This is a genomic window from Acidovorax sp. SRI_002 (assembly GCF_057586455.1).
Genome location: NZ_JBYCZW010000008.1, coordinates 265012 through 280354, shown reverse-complemented (window position 1 = coordinate 280354; position 15343 = coordinate 265012). Strand labels below are relative to the sequence as shown.

The window sequence follows — 15343 nt, the reverse complement described above, 5'->3', positions numbered from 1 at the left end:
GGAGGAACGCGACGGGGTGGCTACAATGATTGCAAGATTCGTGCCCTATGAACCATCGCCTCCTTCCGATCCTCCTGCTCGCGGCCCTGGCCTGCACCTTCGGTGTGGCCCATGCCGAAAAGGCCGACCGCGCCAAGCCCATGAACATTGAGGCGGACGCTTTGCGCCATGATGAGCTCAAGCAAACCAGCGTGTTCTCTGGCCGCGTGGTCATGACCAAGGGCTCCATCGTGCTGCGTGGCGCGCGGCTGGATGTGCGCCAGGATGCCGATGGCTACCAGTACGGTGTGGTCACGGCTGAGCCCGGCAAGCGCGCCTTCTTCCGGCAAAAGCGCGACACCCTGCCGGGAGCACCCGATGAGTTCATCGAAGGCGAGAGCGAAGTCATCGAGTACGACGGCAAGGCCGACAACGTGCGCTTCATCACCCGTGCCGAGTTGCGCCGCTACCGGGGCGCTGTGCTCAGCGACGAGATCACCGGCGCCGTGATTGTCTACAACAACCTGACCGACGTGTTCTCCGTGGACGGAAAGCGCACCGCCACCAACGCTGCGGGCGATGCCCCCGCGCCGGGCAGCCGCGTGCGCGCCGTGCTGGCCCCCAAAGATCCACCGCCCGCTGCGGCGGCCCCCGAGGCGGCGTCCCCGGCCTCAGCCCCGGCGCTGCGCCCCAGCAACAGCCTTGGCGGCGGCGCCAAGTGAGTGGGCCCGCTGTGAGTACCGGTCCTGACACTCAGGCGGGTAGCCGCCTGGGGCCTGATTCCCAGGCGGGCAGCCGCCTGGAGGTGCAGCACCTGGCGAAGTCTTATGGCAGCCGCAAGGTCGTCAAGGACGTTTCGCTGGTCGTGCAAAAAGGTGAGGTCGTGGGGCTGCTCGGCCCCAACGGCGCGGGCAAGACCACCTCGTTCTACATGATCGTGGGCCTGGTGCGCAGCGACGAGGGAGACATCCGCATCGACGGCCAATCGGTGGCCCACATGCCCATCCACCGGCGCTCGCGCCTGGGCCTGTCGTACCTGCCTCAGGAAGCCTCGATCTTTCGCAAACTCACGGTCGAAGAGAACGTGCGCGCCGTGCTGGAACTGCAGCGTGGTGATGACGGCCAGCCGCTCTCGCGCGACGCCATCGAGGAGCGCCTGACGGCCCTGCTGCAGGAGCTGCGCGTGGACCACCTGCGCGCCTCGCCCGCCATGGCCCTGTCCGGCGGCGAGCGCCGCCGCGTCGAGATTGCCCGGGCCCTGGCTACACAACCGCGTTTCATCCTGCTGGACGAGCCCTTTGCCGGCATCGACCCCATTGCCGTGATCGAGATCCAGCGCATCATCGGCTTCCTGAAGGCGCGGGGCATTGGTGTGCTCATCACCGACCACAATGTGCGCGAAACCCTGGGCATCTGCGACCACGCCTTCATCATCAGCGATGGCCGCGTGCTCGCGCAGGGCACGCCGTCCGAGATCGTGGACAACGCCGAGGTACGACGTGTTTACCTTGGCGAACACTTCAGGATGTGATGAAGCCTGGACTCTCGCTGCGCGTCTCGCAGCATCTTGCATTGACCCCCCAGCTTCAGCAGTCCATTCGGCTGCTGCAGTTGTCCACGCTCGAACTCTCGCAGGAAGTCGAGCAGATGCTCGACGAAAACCCGTTCCTCGAACGCAATGCCGACGAAGCTCCGCGCGAGGAGTTTGGCCTGGAAGCCGCCGACACGCCCGCGCAGCCCGATGAGTACAGCGCCGATGATGCTATATTTTCAGGAGCTATCAGCGCAAGCAGCACAAGCGCTGAAGGCCAAAATGATGCTGAAGCACCGAGTGCTGGCGCTGACGAGCCTGACTGGAGCGGTGACGGCACGGTAGAAATGGCGCCCAACGACGCGGAGTGGGGCGGGGATGCGCCCGCCCGCAACCGCAACGACTCCGAAGGCGACGAGGCCGACGCCACCGAGCTGGCCCGTTCGCATGAATCGCTGACCGCCTTTTTGCACCGTCAGGCGCTGGCGCTGCGCTTGTCCGAGATCGACCGCGCCGCGCTGCGTTTTCTCATTGAATCGCTCAACGACGACGGCTACCTCGAAGAGCCGCTGGAAGAGCTGGCCATCAGCCTGGCCGGGCCGGACGACCTGGAGCAAATCGAAGAGCTGGTGCACCGCTTCACCGTGGCCCAGCGCCTGCTGCAAAGCCTGGAGCCCACCGGCGTGGGTGCGCGCAACCTGGCCGAATGCCTGACGCTGCAGCTCACGGCGCTGGCTGCCGACGAGGACAGCGATGCTGACCCCGACACGGTGCAGACCGCGCTGCGCATTTGTCAGCAGCCGCTGGAGATGCTGGCCCGCCGCGACATCCGCCGCCTGACGCAGCTGTGTGGCGACGGCGAAGAGCGCACTCGCGCCGCCATGGCGCTGATCGCTCGCCTGGAGCCCCGCCCCGGCCGTCGCTTTGCCGACGTGGAGCGCAACATCATCATTCCCGATGTCATCGTGCGCAAAGCCGGGCGTGCCAATGGACGCGATGGCCAGCACAACTTCATCGTCAGCCTCAACCCCGATGTGATGCCGCGCCTGCGCGTGCACGACATTTATGCTGGCGCCCTGCGCGGCCACAAGGGCGGCGAGGGTCACCAGGGCATGCAGCAGCGCCTGCAGGAGGCGCGCTGGTTCATCAAGAACATCCAGCAGCGCTTTGACACCATCCTGCGCGTCTCGCGCGCCATCGTGGAGCGGCAAAAAAGCTTCTTCACCCACGGCGAGTTGGCCATGCGCCCGCTGGTGCTGCGCGACATCGCCGACGAACTGGGCCTGCACGAATCCACCATCAGCCGCGTGACCACCGCCAAATACATGGCTACGCCAATTGGCACGTATGAGCTGAAGTACTTCTTTGGCTCCGGCCTTGGCACCGAGACGGGTGGCAATGCATCCAGCACCGCCGTGCGCGCCCTTATCAAACAGTTTGTGGCCGCAGAAAGCCCCGCCAAGCCGCTGTCCGACAGCCAGATCGCCGAGATGCTCAAGGAGCAGGGCATCGAGTGCGCACGCCGCACCGTGGCCAAGTACCGCGAAGCGCTCAAGATCGCGCCGGCCAACCTGCGCAAGGCGCTGTAGGTACCCCGGTTGGGGGCGCATGGCTCGCCCTGTTTGAATTTTTCGTTTTTCTATCCGCCACCCCACCATGGCCCGCATCGTCTTCGACCTCCCCCCGCACTTCGGCTTTGCCACCGAGCTGCAGATCTACATCAGCCACGTCAACCAAGGCGGGCACCTGGACAACGCGCAACTGCTGAGCCTGGTCTCTGAAGCGCGGGTGCGCTTCTTCCAGTCGCTGGGCTACCCCGAGGCCGACGTGGGCGGGCTGTCCATCGTGGTCGGCGACATCGTGGCGCAGTACAAGTCCGAAGGTTTCCACGGTGAAACCATGCGCGTGGAGATGGCGCCTGCGGACTTCAACCGCTATGGGTTTGACCTGGTCTTTTGCATGACCGAGAAGACCTCAGGCCGCGAGGTGGCGCGCGGCAAGATCGGCATCGTCTTCATCGGCAAGGCCGACCGCAAGGTGGCGCCGATCCCCGAATCCATCCGCCAATTGCTGCTGGCCCGCGCGGGAACGCCGGATTCCCACGCATTGTCTGAGCGCGTATCCTCCCCATCGACATGAACCAACTCCAACTTTTTCTCCCCTGCGCCGCTGGTGTGGAGGGCTTTCTGGCCGACGAGGTGCATGGCATCACCGGCCTCACGGGGCAAGACCTGCTGGTCGGCCGCGGCGGCGTGCTGCTGCGCGCCTCGTGGCGCGAGGCGCTGCTGCTCAACCTGCACAGCCGCCTGGCCCAGCGCGTGCTGGTGCAGTTGGCGCACCGCCCGTACCGCTCCGAGAACGATCTCTATGCCATGGCCAGCGACGTGGCCTGGGAAATCTGGTTCACCACGCGCCAGACCTTCAAGGTCGAGGTGACCGCCCAGCACAGCCCGCTGCAGAGCCTCAACTTCGCAGGTCTCAAGGTCAAGGACGCCGTGGCCGACCGCTTTCGCGCCAAAAGCGGGGTGCGCCCCGACGTGAACACCCAGTGGCCCGATGTGCGCATCCACCTGCACCTGACCACCGACGAGGCCACGATCTACATCGACACCTCGGGCGAGCCGCTGTTCAAACGCGGCTGGCGCGAAGACAAGGGCGATGCGCCACTGAAAGAAACCCTGGCCGCCGCCATGATTGCCGCCAGCGGCTGGGACCCGCATGGCGACAACCCCCAGCCCCTGTACGACCCCTGCTGCGGCAGCGGCACCATCGTGATCGAGGCCGCGCAGATCGCCTGCCGCATTCCGGCCGGCATGCTGCGGCGTTTTGCGTTCGAGAAGCTGCTGCCGTTCCAGGCCCATGTCTGGGATGCTATTAAAAAAGAAGCTGAAAGCGCAATACAGACAAGCGCTGTGCCCCTGTTTGGCAGTGATGTGGCCTTCCGCATGGTCGATTTTGCGCAGCGCAATGCTGAGCGCGCAGGCGTGGCCGATGCCGTGCAGCTGCGCGGCGGCGACGCCCTGCAGCGCATGCCGCCCTGCGAGCAGCCCGGCGTGATGCTGCTGAACCCGCCCTATGGCGAGCGCATTGCTGCTGCAGGCAGCGCAGGCCGCAACGCCAGCGAGCGCGCCGCCGACCGTGCCCAGGGCATGGCCGTGGGCCGCGAAGAGGCGCAGACCGAGGATGGCGGCGAATTCTTCAGCCAGCTGGCCTCGCACTGGAAGAAGAACTACGCTGGTTGGCAGGCCTGGATGCTCACACCCGACCTCAAGCTGCCCGGCAAGATGCGCCTGAAAGAATCGCGCCGCGTGCCGATGTGGAACGGCCCCATCGAATGCCGCCTCTTCCGCTTCGACATGATGAAGGGCGCGGTGCGCGACCGTGCTGCAAAACCCGCCCCTGACAACGACCCGCGCAATGCAGGTTGAACTGCGCCTGCCCGCCGAGGCCGCACCGGGCGAACCCGCTCGCCCTGTGGTGGTGGACACCAACGTCGCGCTCGACCTGCTGATCTTCAGCGACCCGCGCACCGCCCCCCTGCGCGCACTGCTGGCCCAAGGGCGCCTGGCCTGGATAGCGACCCAGGTCATGCGCGACGAACTGGAGCGCGTGCTGGCCTATCCGCACATCGTTGGGCGCATGGACTACTACCGCGTGGATGCAGCGCAGGTACTCGCTGCATTTGATGCGCAGGCGCGGCTGGTGGAGATCGCGCCCAAGGTGCCCTATGTCTGCAAGGACGCGGACGACCAGAAGTTCATCGACCTGGCGGCGGCACACCGGGCGATTTTGCTGAGCAAGGACAAGGCGGTGATCTGTATGCGCAAGCGCTTGATGAATTTCGGGGCGGATGTGGCGACTGCGCTGGTGCTGGAGGCGAGGGTAGCAGCACTTGCGGTTTGATAGTCCTGCCAAGTCTTCGACAAGATCGTGGGGACTGTTACCCTCCGATGATCGTTTGTCACCGCACATGAGTTCAAGGCGGCACTTCCTCTGGCATACCGCTGGCGCTGTCGCATTTTTTGCGAGGCCGTCTTTGGCTCAAAGTCTTCCGTCGTCAATCCTTCGTGATCTCCCCTGGTCTTTTTCTGAGCCGTCTTGCCAGGATGTGGAGACTTTGCTCTCAGCCCTGCGTGAGTACAGCAGGAGCATTGGACACAGCCTGGATGAGCAGGAGCTCCAGAGGCAGTTTCCGGGCAGGACGTTGGACGTGACCTATGCGTACTGGGTTCGGGATAACGGTGGCGTTTGGACCGAATTGAGCGCTACGGTTCAGATTCGCAGGGACCACAACCCAACCTATGCAGAGGTGCTGTTCCTTTTGCACCAGGAGGCCGCGCACCTGCTGGCTGACCAGGATCACCATTTTTTTGAGGGGCTGGTGCTGTCTGCAGATCCGTTGTCAGACACGCCAAGGTACGAAATGCTGCTGGGAAGTTGATCGTAAGTTTGGTGGGGTGGGTGGGCGCAGTCGGACCTGCCACGTTGGCAATCCAAGCCCTGGAAATCAGGACGTCAAAACCTTCTTCAAATACACCAGCTGAAATCCCTGGATGTAGTTGTCGATGTGCCCAAACTCCTCATAGCCCTGTTTAAGATAGAACTCGCGCGCCTGCCACTCAAAGGTGTTCAGCGTCACGCTGTGCGCGCCCAGGTTGCGGGCTTTCTGTTCTGCCGTGGCCAGCAGGTTGCGGCCCACTCCATGGTGCCGGGCGGCTTCGTCCACAAACAGCAGTTCCACGTTCAGCCATTCCAAAAACACGAATCCGCGCAGCCCGCCCACCAATTCGCCCTGGGTGTCACGCGCGCTCACCCACACCGGCTGGGACTGGCCGTACTCACCGACGAACCGGTAGTTGAATTGCCGTATCCGACGGCCTAAGACGCCGGAGTGAACTTCTTCTGCTGTGGGTGTGTAGATCTCAAAGTCGGTCATTGCGGAAGTCATGTAGGTCGGGTTGGCGAAGCGTAACCCGACCTGCTCTCATCGGGCGAAGCTGCCCCGCCGTCGCTTGAGCCGCCGCGCTCAGCTATCAAATCTGAAGTCCGCTGCCGCGTGCAGCTCCCAAGCCCCTTCGCCCTTGAACTCCAGCACGTGCGTGTGGTGTTTGAGCACAGCGGGGCGGTGGGCGATGCTGATGAGGGTGGTTCCGCTGGCGCGCAGGCATTCGTAGAGGGCGGTTTCGTTGGCGCTGTCCAGCGCGCTGGTGGCTTCATCCAGGATGACGATGCTGGGCTGGCGCGCCAGCACGCGGGCAAAGGCCAGGCGCTGTTGCTCGCCAACGGACAGCAGTTTCTCCCAGTCGTAGGACGCATTGAGCCCACCCACACGCTCGGACAGTGTTTCGAGGTGCACCTCCTGCAGCAGCTCCAGCAGGCGTTCGTCGCTCAGCGCCGTCTGCTTGCTCGGGTAGATGATCTGGCTGCGCAGTGTGTCAATCTGCATGTAGGGGCGCTGGGGCAGGAAGAACATGTCTTCCAGGGGCGGGTGCTGCACGGTGCCGCTGCCCGTGTGCCACAGGCCGGCAATGGCACGCAAGAGCGAGCTTTTGCCGCAGCCGCTGGGGCCGGTGATGAGCAGCGCGTCGCCGGGCTGTAGCTGCAGCGAGAGGTCGGCCACGAGCAGGCGACCGAAGTGGGGGGTGTAAAGCGAGAGCCCTTCGATGGCCAGCGTGTCGCCGATGCGGGTGGTGATTTGCGGTGGGGGCTCGGAGGGGTCGTGGGCGTTGATCGCGGGCGTCGCATCGTCCGCAGGTTGGCCTGCTGGGGCGGACTCGGCCCAGGGGGTGGGCGCGGCAGGGGTTTTGAGCACGACCTGCGACAGGGTATGGAGCCGGTCGATGCCCGCCACAAACCGGCTCAGGCTCTCGAAGTTGTCCACGATGAGCGAGATGGCGCCCAGCACGGCGGCAAAAGCGCCTGCCGCCTGGATGGCCCGGCCCACCTCCAGCTCACCCGACAGCACCGCATTGGCCAGGAGGATGCTGGGCAGGATCAAGGTGAGCTGGCTGAAAGAGCGCTGGTACAGGTTGAGCGAGAGCTGCTTTTTGATGAGCCGGGCGAAGTTGGTAAACGCAGCCTCGAACCGGTGGTCGATCTGCACGCGCTCCTGGGGTTCGCCCCGGTAGAAGGCGATGGATTCGGCGTTTTCGCGCAGCCGCATCAGCCCGAACCGGAAGTCTGCCTCGCGGCGGATCTGCCAGAAGTTCAGCCGGATCAGCGGCGCGCCAAAAAAGTACAGCGCCCCGAAGGTGCCCAGCAGGGCATACACCGCCAAAAAAGCCACCAGCGTCTTGGAGATGGACCACAACACCGCGCTGAACGCCACCAGCTGCATCAGGGAGCCGATGAAAATCAGCAGGAAGTGCGTGGACCGGCTTGTGAAGGTGTTGATGTCTTCGCTGATGCGCTGGTCGGGGTTGTCGATGTCGCCGCCCGCGCCGATCTCGTAGTACTTGCGTTCGCTCAGATAGCCATCCAGGAAACGGTGGGTGAGCCAGCGCCGCCAGTGGTTGGAAAACGCATCGCGCATGTAGTAATAAAAGGCGTACACCGGCACCGCGAATGCCAGAACAACAAGGCTGGTGCGCACCGCGATCCAGAAGCGGTCGGCCTGCTTGGCCGCCAGGGCCGACGTCATCTCCCCCGTCTTGTCGATCAGCATGACGGCCAGCTGGGTCTCGCACACCATCAGGGCGATCAGCAGTGCCAGCAGGCCCCAGGCAGTGCGTTTCTTGTCGCCTGCCCAGTAGGGCCGGGCCACGCCCATGAACTGCTTCCAGGCAGCCCGCGACAGGGTGGGCGGTCGGCTGCGGCGGGTCTTGTCGGAGGTGGTGGGCAAGGGCGTGGGCTCAGGAGCGGCTGGGCTGGCAGCGGCGGGCAGTGGCATGGAAAGAAGGGAGGGCTGGAGGAAGCGCCACCTGAACGATAGGCGATGAGCGCGCTTGGCGCTGTCAGCGGACAACCACAGCTTGATAGGAACGGCCGCGTTTCATCTGCTTAGCAACTCGTACGCCGCTCGCACCCGCTGCAAATCCCGCCCCAGCCTGCGGCTTGCCGGCAAAAGCCCCATCCACCCCATCCGCCGGACACTGGTCGCCAGCACCGCCCGCATCTCCGCGCTCTCCTGCGCCACCCACGCCACCCAGCGCTCGCGCCCCTTGGTCAGCGTGCCGCTGGTGTGCAGGTAGATCGCGGTGGAGTGCGCGTAGCACAGCGCATCGCGCACATGGCACACCGCCAGGGGCAGCACGGCGGCGGGGTCGTCCTCAAAGTCGATGCAGGCCACTTCGCCATCGGGGCAGCGCACCATGTTGCGAGCAAAGGCCTGGCTCAGGCACGTGCCTTGGCGGTGCACCTGGGCCAGCGTGTCCAGCCCCTGCTGCCACAGCGCCAGCACGGTGGCCGTGTCGCCCGCCTGCACGGCATGGTCGATCTCGTTGCCCAGCGAATGAATCTCTTCCCCCGTGTGGCCCAGGTGGCGCATGGCAAAACCATGGGGCAAGGCGGCCAGCACCACGGGCACGCGGATGCCGCGCACGGCCAGGTCACGCAGGCGCTGCACTTCGGTGGCAATGGCCGCAGGGCCGCCGGGGTTGGGCACGGGGCGCAGGGCGTCCAGCCGCAGCAGGGCGGCCAGCACGGCCATGGCGCGGTAGCGGCCCGTGCCGTGGGGCGCGCCGGCGCGCTTGATCCAGATCTGTTCGTGGCCCAGCACATGGGCCATCACGTTGTGGGGCTGGGTGGCCAGTTGCTGCTGCAAAAAGGCGGCGTAGTCCGGGGCGGTGGTGTGGGTGGGGGCGGATGCGTCCATCGTCAAATTCATACAGCGGCATCCCCTGCCACCGCAGCAGCGGTGCCGACGGCTGCTGCGTGCACCAGCTCGACATGGTGGGGGATGGAGGGTTCCAGTGCAGGCTCGCTGGCCTGAAAGCTGTGCGCGCTGGCCAAGGGCCAGTACAGGCGGAACACGTTGTGCTGCGCGTCGAGCGGGCCCAGCAGCGCGCCCGGTTGCATGCGCGTGATCAGGTTGGACAGCAGGCGCACCTCGGTGTCGCTGATGCGGCGCACGATGTGGTGGGCCGTGATGTCCTTGGGGTGACGCAGCCCGGCGGCCTGCACCAGCTCCTGCAGCGCGTGCAGCGTGCTGCGGTGAAACTGCGCCACGCGCGTGGCCTTGTCGGGCACCACCAGGGCCTGCTGGCGCAGCGGGTCCTGGGTGGTCACGCCCGTGGGGCAGTGCCCGGTGTGGCAGTTTTGCGCCTGGATACAGCCGAGCGCCATCATGAAACCACGCCCCGCGTTGCACCAGTCGGCGCCCAGCGCCATCATGCGAGCGATGTCGAAGGCGCTGATCACCTTGCCCGCGCAGCCAATGCGCACGCGGTCGCGCAGGTTCACGCCCACCAGGGTGTTGTGCACCAGCAGCAGGCCTTCTTGCAGCGGGGCGCCCACGTGGTCGGTGAATTCGACGGGCGCCGCGCCCGTACCGCCCTCGGCGCCATCGACCACGATGAAATCAGGCGTGATGCCGGTGACCAGCATGGCCTTGACGATGGCAAACCATTCCCACGGGTGTCCCAGGCAGAACTTGAAGCCCGTGGGCTTGCCGCCCGACAGGGTGCGCAGCCGCGCGATGAACTGCATCATTTCCACCGGGTTGCTGAACGCACTGTGGCTGGCGGGCGAGATGCAGGCTTCGCCCTCTTTCACACCGCGCGCAGCGGCGATCTCGGCAGTCACCTTCGCGCCGGGCAGCACGCCGCCATGGCCGGGCTTGGCGCCCTGGCTGAGCTTCAGCTCGATCATCTTGACCTGCGGGTCGGTGGCGCTGGCCGCAAAACGCTCTTCGCTGAACGTGCCATCGGGGTTGCGGCAGCCAAAGTAGCCCGAGCCGATTTCCCAAATCAGGTCGCCGCCGTGCACGCGGTGGTGCTGGCTGATACTGCCCTCGCCCGTGTCGTGCGCGAAGCCGCCTTTTTTTGCACCCTGGTTCAAAGCAAGGATCGCATTGGCCGACAGCGCACCAAAGCTCATGGCCGAGATGTTGAACACGCTCGCGTGGTAAGGCTGGGTGCAAGGCGCCACGGACTGCGACGGCGCATCGGGGCTGCCGCCGATCCACACGCGAAAGTCATGCGACGGCAGCTGTGTGGGTGCGAGCGAGTGGTTCACCCATTCATAACCCTGCGCGCCCACGTCCAGGTGCGTGCCGAAGGGGCGGTTGTCCGGGTCGCCCTTGGCGCGCTGGTACACCAGCGAGCGCTGAGCGCGCGAAAACGGCGCGGCCTCGCTGTCGCTCTCGATGAAATACTGGCGCACCTCGGGCCGCACATATTCGAGCATGAAGCGGATGTGCCCGATGACCGGGTAGTTGCGCAAAATGGCGTGGCGCGACTGCTGCAGGTCGTACACGCCCACTGCTACCAGGGCAGCAAACACCAGCACCACGGGCAACCCCACGTGAAAAGCCACCAGCGCAAACAGCGACAGCAGCAGCCCGAAAACGCACAGCGCAAAGGCCGTGTAGCGCACCGGGTACAGGGAGTTCAGTTGGTGGAGCATGGGGGTCCTGGTTCTGGTGGCGGTGCGAGAGGGGGCTACACTGACCGCCTTTTTATCGGGTTGCCATATTGCGCAAGGCGCTTTTGAGGCCCGGCACCACCCCGGGTCGCCGTACCTCCGCCGCTACACCAGCGCCACGGCACAAGGCCTGCGCATCATAAAAGTAAAACAATGTTTTACCGCCCCCGCTTTCTCGCTTGACGACCGGAGCCCCCATGACCGAACCCACATCGCCCACGCCCTCCACCGACGATCTTGATGACCCCGCGGGCGCCCCGGCCGCCGCACTGGGCCCTGAAGAGCTGGAAGAGATCGACAACATCCTCGACGACCTGCGCTCGCGCGGCGAGGAAATCCCGCAGTGGGAGTTCTGCGATGGCTTCATGACCGCGCTGATCTGCAGCCGCCGCCCCATCGCCCCGGCCGAGTACCTGCCCATGCTGCTGGGCGACGGCGCCGAGCTGGATATTGCCCAAGGCGACCCGCTGCCGCAGTTGCCAGCCTTTGCTGACGCCGCCCAGCAGGCGCGCTTTTTAGAGCTGTGGAGCCGCCGCTGGGCCGAAATCGTGACCCAGCTCGACACCGACGTGAAGACGCTGGACGACGACCGCACCTTCCAGCCCGAAGCCATGGACATGCGCGGCGCCGTGGCCAGCCTGACCGACGAGCAGCGCGCCGAAATGGGCGACGACCAGGAGATCCCGTCCTTCGGCCAGGTGTGGGCCCTGGGCTTCATGTTTGCGGTGGAAAACTGGCCCGAAGACTGGGCCGCCCCGCGCGACAAGGAAGCCGCCAAGTGGCTGGACGACGCGCTGGAGCGCATCGTTGCCCTGACCGAAGACGACACCGGCAAGCCCGAAGTCTGCATGTACGACGAAGACGGCCCACCCAGCACCAGCCAGGCGCGCGTCGAGGCCTTCGGCGAAGCCATCTGGGCCGTGTACGACCTGCGCCAGCTGTGGAAGAGCATGGGCCCGCGCGTGGAGACGGTGCGCAAGGCGCCCGAGCCGGGGCGCAATGACCCGTGCCACTGCGGCAGCGGCAAGAAGTACAAGAAGTGCCACGGGGCTTGATTTTGTTGGGTAATTTGCTATTGATTGAATAGCTATTGGCGCTTGCAGAATAAGCGCTAGAGCCTGTTTTGATCTGAAATTCCTCGCAGCGCGCCTTCGGGCGCGCTTTGTTTTTTGCAGGGCACACCGCATGAACCCTTCCACCCTGAACCGTCTGCGCGCCGAATGGGCGCCCAGCATTCCGCGCGAGCTGCTGGCCGGGGCTGTGGCCACGTTTGCGCTCATCCCCGAAGTCATCGCCTTCTCCTTCGTGGCGGGCGTGGACCCTTCGGTGGGGCTCTTCGCCTCGTTTGTCATCAGCCTGGTCATCGCCTTCACCGGCGGGCGGCCTGCGATGGTGTCGGCGGCGGCAGGCTCGGTGGCGCTGGTGGCTGCGCCGCTGGTGCAGTCGCACGGGCTGGGCTACCTGCTGGCGGCGGGGCTGCTGGCAGGCGCGGTGCAGGTGGCGTTTGGGCTGATGAAGCTGGGCGTGTTGATGCGCTTCGTGTCCAGCTCGGTGCGCACGGGCTTCGTCAATGCGCTGGCCATCCTGATCTTTGCCGCGCAACTGCCGCACCTGCACGGCGCCAGCACTGCCACCTGGGGGGCGCTGGCGTTGGGGCTGGCGCTCATCTACGGCCTGCCGTGGCTGGGCCAGCGGCTGGCATGGCCTGCGCTCACCGCCATTCCGTCACCGCTGATCTGCGTGGTGGTGCTCACGGTGCTGGCTTCGGCGCTGGGGCTGCACCTGCCCACGGTGGGTGACCTGGGCAAACTGCCCGACGCGTTGCCTGTGTTTGCGCTGCCGCAGGTGCCCGCGTCGCTCGACACCCTGCGCATCATCCTGCTGCCCGCGCTGGCGATCGCCATGGTGGGCCTGCTTGAATCAGTGCTCACCGCCGCCGTGGTCGATGAGCTGACCGGCACCCCCAGCGACAAGAACCGCGAGTGCGCGGGGCTGGGCGTGGCCAACATCGCGGCCAGCCTGTTCGGTGGCATTGCGGGCTGCGGAATGATCGGCCAGGCCGTGGGCAATGTGAAGTACGGCGGGCGCGGGCGCCTGTCCACGTTGTTTGCCGGGGTGTTTTTGCTGATCCTCATGGTGGCACTGAAAGACTGGGTATCCAAGGTACCGGTGATTGCGCTGGTGGCCATCATGGTCATGGTGTCGGCCGAGACGTTCGACTGGAAATCGCTCGGCGCCCTGGTGCGCCACCCGCGCCTGTCCAGCGCCGCCATGCTGGCCACCGTGGCCGTCACCATCGCCACGCACAACCTGGCGGCTGGCGTGGCCGTGGGCGTGGTACTCAGCGGGGTGTTCTTTGCGTTCAAGGTCTCGCACATGCTGGAGGTGCGCGTGCACGACGATGCGGATGGCGCCACGGCCTTGGGCCAGCGCACCTGGCGCGTGTCCGGCCAGGTGTTTTTTGCCTCGGCCGATGCGTTCATCGAGGCGTTCGACGTGCTGGGCGCCGAAGGCCGCGCGGTGGTCATCGACGTGACGCACGCCCACTTCTGGGACATCACCGCCGTGGCCGCACTCGACAAGGTGGTGGAACGCTTGAGGCACCATGGCTGCACGGTGCAGGTGCTGGGGCTTAACGAAGCCAGCGCGGTGCTGATTGATCGGATGGGGAGCGATGTCGCTCCGGCCCGTGCGAAAGGAGGGGTGGGCGGTTGAGCGGGGAGAGGGCCGCTGGCGTTTTAGCCAAGGCGACCAGCCCCGCAGCACACCCAGCAGGCCCAGCGCTTGGCTGTCGGCCTTTTTGTCGCCGTGCACAGCATCGCCACATGTCCTGCCGCAATGCTCCGTGCCATTGCGGCAGTGGCAAGAAGTACAAGAGTACTACGGGTTTTGGTGGATGCTGCTGATTTGATAGCTGTTGGCGCTTATTGGATAGGCGCTAGAGGCCAATTGGGCTTCATTTTTTCACTGCTCCCCGTTGCAGATGCAAGGGCGGGGTTCAAGGTGGGTGGCTGCCTTTCGCTGATCGAGCACAGTGATAGGGCGCTTTGGGCCCGAAGGCGACGTTGAGCGCAGCGCTCCAATCCGGTCATTTGTTCTGCTTGCGGCCCAAACTTGAGCGTCGGCACGCCTGCCTTTGCGCGTTCGCAGGCTATAGTTTGCTCAGCTAAAGCTTGCGGGGTTTGCGGGAATCTCTATATGTGAACGTTTCCACTGCCCTACGCTTGCAAACCCAGGCTGCAAGCCGCTTTCAGGAGGAAACAGTGTCCAGAATATCCCGCACGGTCCAGCGTATCCCGCAAGTTCTGCGAGATACGCTATTCGTTGAGATCACGTGAAAGCCAAGCTCTTCGCGGTTGCTGCAACTGGTGTGATGTCGGCGCTGCTCTTGTCTGTGTCGTCGCCTAGCTGTGGCTGTGAAACGCCAGTTATGCAACTGGGGTGGGAGTTGGAGATGTTTGCCCCGCCTGCGTATGCATTGCCACAAGACATGACCACCCATGCCATTAAGGCGGCAGCAAGCAAAAAGTTCAGGGGAGCCAGCCTTGCGAACCTATCCCCGCCCAGTTCCATGCGAGATGAAGATTGCAAGCGCACCGCCTCCAATCGGCTGGAGTGCACGTATTGGCTAGAGGTCGGGCCGTTGCGGGAAGAAGGCAAGAGGGTAGAGTTTTTCGCTGGCACGGCTGGTGATGTGGAACGAGTTGAAGTGACCAATGTTCGCCGCTGGCTAAAGAGGTATGAAAGTGACCTCTAACGCATCAATCGAGCGGACAGCCAACGGCGGGCTTCGCCTAACGTTGGATGCCGCTCATGTCAATCGTTAGACCGCGCGATGGGACCTGAGATCCTCGTTTACTTTGTGGCGGCATTGGGCTTGGCTGCCTTCCTAATGCTTTGCATCCACTCGGCGAGGCAGGCGACGCGCGTCTATGCGTTGCCTACCCTGCTCGCTTCGACCGCAGCGGCACTTGCCCTCTCGAATTCTGTCCCGGCCGCGCACCTTGCAATATGGTTCTTGCTGTACTTCGTCCCGTGTGCCGCCGTGTTCGCAGGCTTAGCCGTGCTGATTTGCTGGGTGGTAGGCGCAACTTCGAAGTTGAGGAAGACTGATGCTGGGCGCGACGCGGTCTAACTGGTGGCGCAATGCCGCCGCGTGCCGGTCAACTCCAAAACGTTGAGAGTCCGCTTTCACCAGTCGCGACCGGCTGCTTCTGGCCGAGAGCCGCAGTTCCCAATGCGTTGAGCGAT

At 64.9% G+C, this 15343-nt stretch carries 15 protein-coding genes; 11 read left to right on the top strand and 4 right to left on the bottom strand.

Going from position 1 to position 15343, the window contains the following annotated elements; all coding sequences use genetic code 11:
• Positions 1-47: 47 nt before the first annotated feature.
• The 7 genes from lptA (at position 48) to AC2YJX_RS22315 (ending at position 5951) form a co-directional block, all read left to right on the top strand.
• Complete coding sequence (gene lptA, locus AC2YJX_RS22345) at positions 48-701, top strand: lipopolysaccharide transport periplasmic protein LptA (protein ID WP_055402492.1); 654 nt, start codon at positions 48-50, stop codon at positions 699-701.
• An 11-nt stretch (positions 702-712) separates the two neighbouring features.
• Entirely contained in the window at positions 713-1510 is a 798-nt protein-coding gene (gene lptB, locus AC2YJX_RS22340; RefSeq protein WP_055402495.1) for an LPS export ABC transporter ATP-binding protein, read from the top strand.
• A complete protein-coding gene (locus tag AC2YJX_RS22335; protein ID WP_487257307.1) occupies positions 1510-3099 on the top strand; it encodes an RNA polymerase factor sigma-54 in 1590 nt (529 codons plus the stop codon). The genes lptB and AC2YJX_RS22335 overlap by 1 nt, the downstream gene beginning before the upstream one ends.
• Positions 3100-3166: 67 nt before the next feature.
• Positions 3167-3649, top strand: coding sequence for an acyl-CoA thioesterase (locus AC2YJX_RS22330; RefSeq protein WP_055402488.1), 483 nt, complete (start codon positions 3167-3169; stop codon positions 3647-3649).
• A complete protein-coding gene (locus tag AC2YJX_RS22325; protein WP_487257306.1) occupies positions 3646-4938 on the top strand; it encodes a THUMP domain-containing class I SAM-dependent RNA methyltransferase in 1293 nt (430 codons plus the stop codon). The genes AC2YJX_RS22330 and AC2YJX_RS22325 overlap by 4 nt, the downstream gene beginning before the upstream one ends.
• Complete coding sequence (locus tag AC2YJX_RS22320) at positions 4928-5413, top strand: putative toxin-antitoxin system toxin component, PIN family (RefSeq protein WP_436130686.1); 486 nt, start codon at positions 4928-4930, stop codon at positions 5411-5413. Before AC2YJX_RS22325 ends, AC2YJX_RS22320 begins: the two co-directional genes overlap by 11 nt.
• A gap of 307 nt (positions 5414-5720) precedes the next feature.
• Positions 5721-5951 carry a hypothetical protein gene (locus AC2YJX_RS22315; protein ID WP_147433794.1) on the top strand — a complete coding sequence of 77 codons (231 nt, stop codon included), beginning with the start codon at positions 5721-5723 and terminating at the stop codon, positions 5949-5951.
• A 66-nt stretch (positions 5952-6017) separates the two neighbouring features.
• Here the strand turns inward: AC2YJX_RS22315 and AC2YJX_RS22310 are convergent, their stop codons facing one another.
• The 4 genes from AC2YJX_RS22310 to AC2YJX_RS22295 all read right to left on the bottom strand — a co-directional run bounded on the left by AC2YJX_RS22310 (position 6018) and on the right by AC2YJX_RS22295 (position 11074).
• Positions 6018-6446, bottom strand: coding sequence for a GNAT family N-acetyltransferase (locus tag AC2YJX_RS22310; protein WP_487257305.1), 429 nt, complete (start codon positions 6444-6446; stop codon positions 6018-6020).
• 90 nt (positions 6447-6536) lie between these two features.
• Positions 6537-8399 carry an ABC transporter ATP-binding protein/permease gene (locus AC2YJX_RS22305; protein WP_487257304.1) on the bottom strand — a complete coding sequence of 621 codons (1863 nt, stop codon included), beginning with the start codon at positions 8397-8399 and terminating at the stop codon, positions 6537-6539.
• 102 nt (positions 8400-8501) lie between these two features.
• A complete protein-coding gene (locus AC2YJX_RS22300; protein WP_487257303.1) occupies positions 8502-9323 on the bottom strand; it encodes a BUD32 family EKC/KEOPS complex subunit in 822 nt (273 codons plus the stop codon).
• 8 nt (positions 9324-9331) lie between these two features.
• Positions 9332-11074 carry an FMN-binding glutamate synthase family protein gene (locus tag AC2YJX_RS22295; RefSeq protein ID WP_487257302.1) on the bottom strand — a complete coding sequence of 581 codons (1743 nt, stop codon included), beginning with the start codon at positions 11072-11074 and terminating at the stop codon, positions 9332-9334.
• A gap of 215 nt (positions 11075-11289) precedes the next feature.
• On the opposite strand from AC2YJX_RS22295, the gene AC2YJX_RS22290 reads away from it, so the two are divergent.
• From AC2YJX_RS22290 to AC2YJX_RS22275, 4 genes are all read left to right on the top strand, one after another.
• The gene (locus AC2YJX_RS22290) at positions 11290-12147 is read left to right on the top strand and encodes a UPF0149 family protein (protein ID WP_487257301.1); all 858 of its coding nucleotides are present in this window, start codon (positions 11290-11292) and stop codon (positions 12145-12147) included.
• Positions 12148-12277: 130 nt separating this feature from the next.
• Positions 12278-13807 carry a SulP family inorganic anion transporter gene (locus tag AC2YJX_RS22285; RefSeq protein WP_487257300.1) on the top strand — a complete coding sequence of 510 codons (1530 nt, stop codon included), beginning with the start codon at positions 12278-12280 and terminating at the stop codon, positions 13805-13807.
• A gap of 110 nt (positions 13808-13917) precedes the next feature.
• On the top strand, positions 13918-13998 hold the full coding sequence (locus AC2YJX_RS22280) for an SEC-C metal-binding domain-containing protein (protein ID WP_487257317.1): 81 nt from the start codon (positions 13918-13920) through the stop codon (positions 13996-13998).
• Between the two features lie 428 nt (positions 13999-14426).
• Complete coding sequence (locus tag AC2YJX_RS22275) at positions 14427-14849, top strand: hypothetical protein (RefSeq protein WP_487257299.1); 423 nt, start codon at positions 14427-14429, stop codon at positions 14847-14849.
• Positions 14850-15343: the final 494 nt, after the last annotated feature.

Bases quoted from the DNA above. Each gene is read 5' to 3' on its own strand.
- lptA (WP_055402492.1), top strand. From the start codon at position 48: ATGAACCATCGCCTCCTTCCGATCCTCCTGCTCGCGGCCCTGGCCTGC.
- AC2YJX_RS22335 (WP_487257307.1), top strand. From the start codon at position 1,510: ATGAAGCCTGGACTCTCGCTGCGCGTCTCGCAGCATCTTGCATTGACC.
- AC2YJX_RS22330 (WP_055402488.1), top strand. From the start codon at position 3,167: ATGGCCCGCATCGTCTTCGACCTCCCCCCGCACTTCGGCTTTGCCACC.
- AC2YJX_RS22325 (WP_487257306.1), top strand. From the start codon at position 3,646: ATGAACCAACTCCAACTTTTTCTCCCCTGCGCCGCTGGTGTGGAGGGC.
- AC2YJX_RS22320 (WP_436130686.1), top strand. From the start codon at position 4,928: ATGCAGGTTGAACTGCGCCTGCCCGCCGAGGCCGCACCGGGCGAACCC.
- AC2YJX_RS22310 (WP_487257305.1), bottom strand. From the start codon at position 6,446: ATGACCGACTTTGAGATCTACACACCCACAGCAGAAGAAGTTCACTCC.
- AC2YJX_RS22305 (WP_487257304.1), bottom strand. From the start codon at position 8,399: ATGCCACTGCCCGCCGCTGCCAGCCCAGCCGCTCCTGAGCCCACGCCC.
- AC2YJX_RS22300 (WP_487257303.1), bottom strand. From the start codon at position 9,323: ATGGACGCATCCGCCCCCACCCACACCACCGCCCCGGACTACGCCGCC.
- AC2YJX_RS22295 (WP_487257302.1), bottom strand. From the start codon at position 11,074: ATGCTCCACCAACTGAACTCCCTGTACCCGGTGCGCTACACGGCCTTT.
- AC2YJX_RS22290 (WP_487257301.1), top strand. From the start codon at position 11,290: ATGACCGAACCCACATCGCCCACGCCCTCCACCGACGATCTTGATGAC.
- AC2YJX_RS22285 (WP_487257300.1), top strand. From the start codon at position 12,278: ATGAACCCTTCCACCCTGAACCGTCTGCGCGCCGAATGGGCGCCCAGC.
- AC2YJX_RS22280 (WP_487257317.1), top strand. From the start codon at position 13,918: ATGTCCTGCCGCAATGCTCCGTGCCATTGCGGCAGTGGCAAGAAGTAC.